Below are 4,782 nucleotides of genomic sequence, written 5' to 3' on the forward strand. Positions count from 1 at the left end.
CCTGCGCACCCTGTACCGCCTCCAGCGCCGCCGCCCGCTGGAGGTGCTGCTGTCCGCCGAGGACTTCTCAGCGCTCATGTGGCGCGCCCGCGCGCTGGAGGCCAGCATGGCCGGCGACCTGGAGCTCTTGCGCACCGTGCAGCACGTGGCAACCCTTCAGCGCCAGGCGACGCTGGAGCTGAAGCGGCTGCACACCTCGCTGTCGCAGCGCGTGGCCTTCCTCCAGCGACAGTCGAAGCAGGCCCAGGCCCAGCAGGAGGCGCTGGAGGAGGTGGTGGGGAGGCTGGCCGGCGAGGCGGAGCTGGCGAAGCGCGCCGTGCGCGAGCTGGAGGGCGCGGACGCGGAGCTCACCCGCATGCTGGCGGACCTGCACGAGGCCCCCGCGACCAGCGGCTTCGGCGCCCTGAAGGGCAAGCTGCCTCGGCCCGTGGCGGGCATCGTGGAGGTGGGCTTCGGCCGCGTGGTGAACCCGCGCTTCAACACCGTCACCGTGCAGAAGGGCGTGGACATCCGCGCGCCCTCGGGCACCCCCGTGCACGCGGTGGCCGAAGGCACCGTCGTCTACGCGGGCTGGCTGCGCGGCTACGGCAACCTGCTCATCGTCGACCACGGCGATGACTTCCACACCCTGGTGGCCCACCTCTCCACCATCGCCGTCGCCGTGGGCGCCCGCGTGGCCCCGGGCGACGTGGTGGGCGAGGTGGGCGACACCGGCTCCCTCAAGGGCGCCTACCTCTACTTCGAGGTCCGCCGCGCCGGGCAGGCCGTGGACCCCGGCCCCTGGCTGGCCCCCGCCACCGCCGCCGCGGGGACGCCCTGACTCTGTCTGTCATGGTGCGGTGCGTCCAAGCGGCGGGCGCATTAGAAGGTGCAGGGCAGCGGTCGTTGGTGAGGAAGGAGGCCCGCGCGTGGACCTGATGGGTGGGATGCAGAAGGCGATGCGCCGCATGCTGGTGGCGCGTGGCGTGGTGTCGGAGACGGTGAGCGTCGCCGGTCAGGCGGTGCACCACTACGCGCTGGAGGGGCAGGGCCGGGGCCCGCCGGTGGTGCTGGTGCACGGGCTGGGCGGCTCCGCCAACGGCTTCGGGCGCACGTTCTTCGGCCTGGCGCGGCGCTTCTCCCGCGTGCTCGCGCCGGACCTGCCGGGCCACGGCTTCTCCGGCGAGTACTGCGGCGGCCCCACCTGCGTGCAGGCCCAGTTCGACGTGCTGCGCGCCTACTTCGAGCAGGTGGTGGGGACGCCCGCGCTCGTGGTGGGCAACTCGCTGGGCGGGGCCATGTCCGTCAACCTGGCCGCCGAGCATCCGGCCCTGGTGAAGGCGCTCGCGCTGGTCTCCCCCGCGGGCGCGGAGCTGACGCCCGAGGCGCTGGCGGCGCTCTTGGGCCACTTCGCGGTGAAGTCGAACGCGGACGTGCGCGCGCTGACGAAGCGCCTGTTCCACCGGCCGCCGTGGGCCGCGATGCTGCTCGCGTCGGAGCTGCGGAAGTTCTACACGACGCCCACGGTGCAGGCGCTCGCGGCGGATGCGCTCGCCACGCAGGCGAGCATCGCGCCCCAGGCGGTGCGGGAGCTGAAGATGCCGGTGCTCTTCCTCTGGGGTGGCAGCGAGCGGCTCCTGCCCCCGGAGATCCTCACCTGGTACCGGCAGCACCTGCCCGCCCAGGCGGAGGTCCACGTGGTGGAGGGCTTCGGCCACGTGCCGCAGATGGAGCGGCCGGACGCGTTCGTGTCCCACCTGGTGGGCTTCGCGGACCGGGCGGCCCTCTAAGGGCGGGAATCGTCCGGCGGGCCGGGTGTAGACTCGGGGGCCTTGCGACGGCCTCTCTCACCCGACCCCCAAGGACGCGCTCACGTGATCCGTTCCCCGAAGCCGTGGCGCATGGGACTCGCCGCGCTCCTCCTGTGGGGCGCGCCCGCGCTCGCGCAGAAGCCCTCGGACGCGGCCGGCCGGGAGGAGTCCGCGTACCGCCAGCTGGAGCTGTTCGCGCGGGTGCTCTCCTACGTGGAGAACAACTACGTGGAGCCCGTGGACAGGAAGACGCTCATCCAGGGCGCCATCCAGGGGATGCTCGGCACGCTGGATCCGCACACCATCTACCTGCCGCCGGAGCTCTTCGGGGAGATGAAGATCGACACGTCCGGCGAGTTCGGCGGCCTGGGCATCGAAATCGCGCGCAAGGGCGACCGGCTGGTGGTGGTGGCGCCCCTCGACGACACGCCCGCGGCGCGCGCCGGCATCAAGGCCGGGGACGAGCTGCTCGCCATCGACGGGGAGAGCACCCAGGGCATGGACCTGGGGCGCGCGCTCCAGAAGATGCGCGGGCCCGCGGGCGGCCGCGTGCTGCTCACGCTCATGCGCGAGGGCTTCAACGCTCCCCAGGAGCTGGCCATCCTGCGCGACCACATCCGCATCGTGTCCGTGGAGGGCGCGCTCTACGGCGGCATCGGTCACGTGCGGGTGAAGAACTTCCAGGACCGCACGGACGTGTCGCTGAAGAAGGAGCTGGACCGGCTGCGCGCGCTCAACGGCGGCAGGGAGCTGGACGGCCTGGTGCTGGACCTGCGCAACAACCCCGGCGGCCTGTTGGACCAGGCCGTGGCCATGAGCGACCGCTTCCTGCCGGGCAACCTGCCCATCGTGTCCACGCGCGGGCGCGACGGCCGCAACGCCTCCGAGGAGAAAAGCCGCGACCGCGACACGGAGAAGGACTACCCGCTGGTGGTGCTGGTCAACGCGGGCAGCGCCTCCGCGTCCGAAATCGTCGCCGGCGCGCTCCAGGACCACGGCCGCGCGGTCATCATGGGCACGCAGACCTTCGGCAAGGGCAGCGTGCAGACCATCATCGAGCTGGAGGACGGCTCCGGCCTGAAGCTCACCATCGCGCGCTACTACACGCCCAAGGGCCGCAGCATCCAGGAGAAGGGCATCACCCCGGACTTCCTGGTGCCGGAGGATTCCTCCGGGAAGACGGGAGCCGCGCCCCGGGAGAAGGACCTGCGGGGCCACTTCAAGGCGGAGCCGTCCCAGGCGACGTCGGAGGTCGCCGCGCAGCCCCGGACCCTGCCCGCGAACCTGAAGGACTGGGCGGTGACGGCGAAGCTCGTGGATCCACAACTGAAGGTCGCGCTCAACTACCTCCATGGGTTGGCGCCAGGGCCCGCGTCCCGGGCCACCGGGAGCACCGCGGGTCGCTGAAACCCCTTTCGATGCTGGCGTTCCGCCGCGCAGTGCGTGTAATGCGCACAGCAACGAGGGAGACCGGATGCGACGTCCTTTCAATCGCGCGCTGCACGCGACGCTCAGTGGCTGGCTGGTGGGAATGCTGGCCATGGGCCCCGCCGCCGCGCAGCAGCAACACGTACCGCTGCGGCTGATGCCGCGAACGTTGCCGTCGGCGACGGGCCCTCGCGTGACGGTGGTGGCCATTCCGGTGGATGCCTCGCTGGAGGGGGAGGCGCTGGCGCTGGCGCACTGGGCCGAGCAGGCCGTGGCCCGCTCCGGGCGCCTGGAGCTGGTGCGGCTGGCGGACGCGCTGGACCCCCAGGGCGCGAGCGCGCGTCAGGCGAAGGCGGTGGAGGGCAACGCCGCGTTCAAGGAGGGCGCGAAGGCGTACGACGAGCTGGACACCGTGAAGGCGCTCCAGAGCTTCGACAAGGCGGTGAAGGCCTACGAGCAGTCGGACCTGTCACGCGCGTTCCCGCTCCTGAGCCGCGCGCGGGTGATGAAGGCCGCGACGCAGGTGGCCAACGGGGAGAACAAGGCCGCGGAGCTGGAGATGCGCGGCGTGCTCGCGGTGGATCCGCGCGCCACCTTCAACCCCAACTTCTTCCCGCCCGAAGAGGTCGCGTTCGTGGAGAACGAGCGCAAGGCGCAGCTGGACGGCGCGGAGGCGACGCTGTCGGTGCGCACGCAGCCCGCTGCCGCGCAGGTGTTCGTGGACGGGACCTACCGGGGCGTGTCCCCGCTGTCGCTCACCGGCCTGACGCGCGCGGACCACTACGTGACGCTGGTGGCGCCGGGCTACACCGTGACGGAGGGCCGGGCGCGCGAGGGCGAGTCCTCCTTCACGCTCCCGAAGCTGCCGGTGCAGCAGCGCTACGCCGCGCTCGTGGAGCGCATCGCGAAGAGCCCCGACGAGGAAGACCGCGACAAGGCGCTGCAGGAGCTGGGCGCGCTCGCGGACGTGCAGCAGGTGCTGGCGCTGGTAGTGCGCGGCGGCCCGGGCAACGCGCCGCTGACCGTCACCGGCCTGCGCATGGACGTGGCGGACGGCCACAACCAGGCGTACGCGCTGGGCCAGGTGCCGCGCGGTGACGCGATGGCCACGGGCTCCGAGGCGCTGCTGACGGGGCTGGTGGCCCAGGACGCGGCGCGCGTCGACGGCAAGCCGGTGAAGCACTTCGCCGGTGGCGGGAGCGTGAGCCGCCGCACCGCGGGCTACGTGCTGCTGGCCACGGGCGTGGCGCTGCTGGCGGGCGGCATCTACTTCGGCCTGGAGGCCTCCTCCAAGGCGGACGCGTTCAAGACCGCGCCGCAGGGCAGCACGCGCGCGGAGGACCTGAAGAGCACCGGCAAGACGTACGCGCTGGTGGCGGACATCGGCGTGCTGGCGGGCCTGCTGTCCGCGGGCGCCGGCAGCTACCTGGCGTTCTACAAGAAGGGTGGGGGCTCCTCGTCGCTCCAGCCCCCCCGCGAGCACGCCGTCCGAGCGCGCCGCGCCGGCCCGTGAGGAGAAGCCCATGAAGGAGGCGCTGCCCCATGCCGCCGCCTCCGCCCGCCC

4 protein-coding genes are annotated in these 4,782 nt (G+C 72.7%); all 4 read left to right on the forward strand.

Features of this window, described 5'->3' with window-relative positions; all coding sequences use genetic code 11:
- A partial coding sequence (locus tag ACLEQD_RS37075; RefSeq protein WP_410390610.1) for a murein hydrolase activator EnvC family protein occupies positions 1 to 820 on the forward strand: 820 nt, incomplete at its 5' end.
- A gap of 88 nt (positions 821 to 908) precedes the next feature.
- Complete coding sequence (locus ACLEQD_RS37080) at positions 909 to 1,769, forward strand: alpha/beta fold hydrolase (protein ID WP_410390611.1); 861 nt, start codon at positions 909 to 911, stop codon at positions 1,767 to 1,769.
- An 84-nt stretch (positions 1,770 to 1,853) separates the two neighbouring features.
- The gene (locus tag ACLEQD_RS37085; protein ID WP_410390612.1) at positions 1,854 to 3,197 is read left to right on the forward strand and encodes a S41 family peptidase; all 1,344 of its coding nucleotides are present in this window, start codon (positions 1,854 to 1,856) and stop codon (positions 3,195 to 3,197) included.
- 67 nt (positions 3,198 to 3,264) lie between these two features.
- On the forward strand, positions 3,265 to 4,731 hold the full coding sequence (locus ACLEQD_RS37090; RefSeq protein ID WP_410390613.1) for a PEGA domain-containing protein: 1,467 nt from the start codon (positions 3,265 to 3,267) through the stop codon (positions 4,729 to 4,731).
- Positions 4,732 to 4,782: the final 51 nt, after the last annotated feature.

The organism is Corallococcus sp. 4LFB (assembly GCF_046520365.1).
In the GTDB taxonomy this organism is placed as follows: Bacteria; Myxococcota; Myxococcia; order Myxococcales; family Myxococcaceae; genus Corallococcus; species Corallococcus caeni.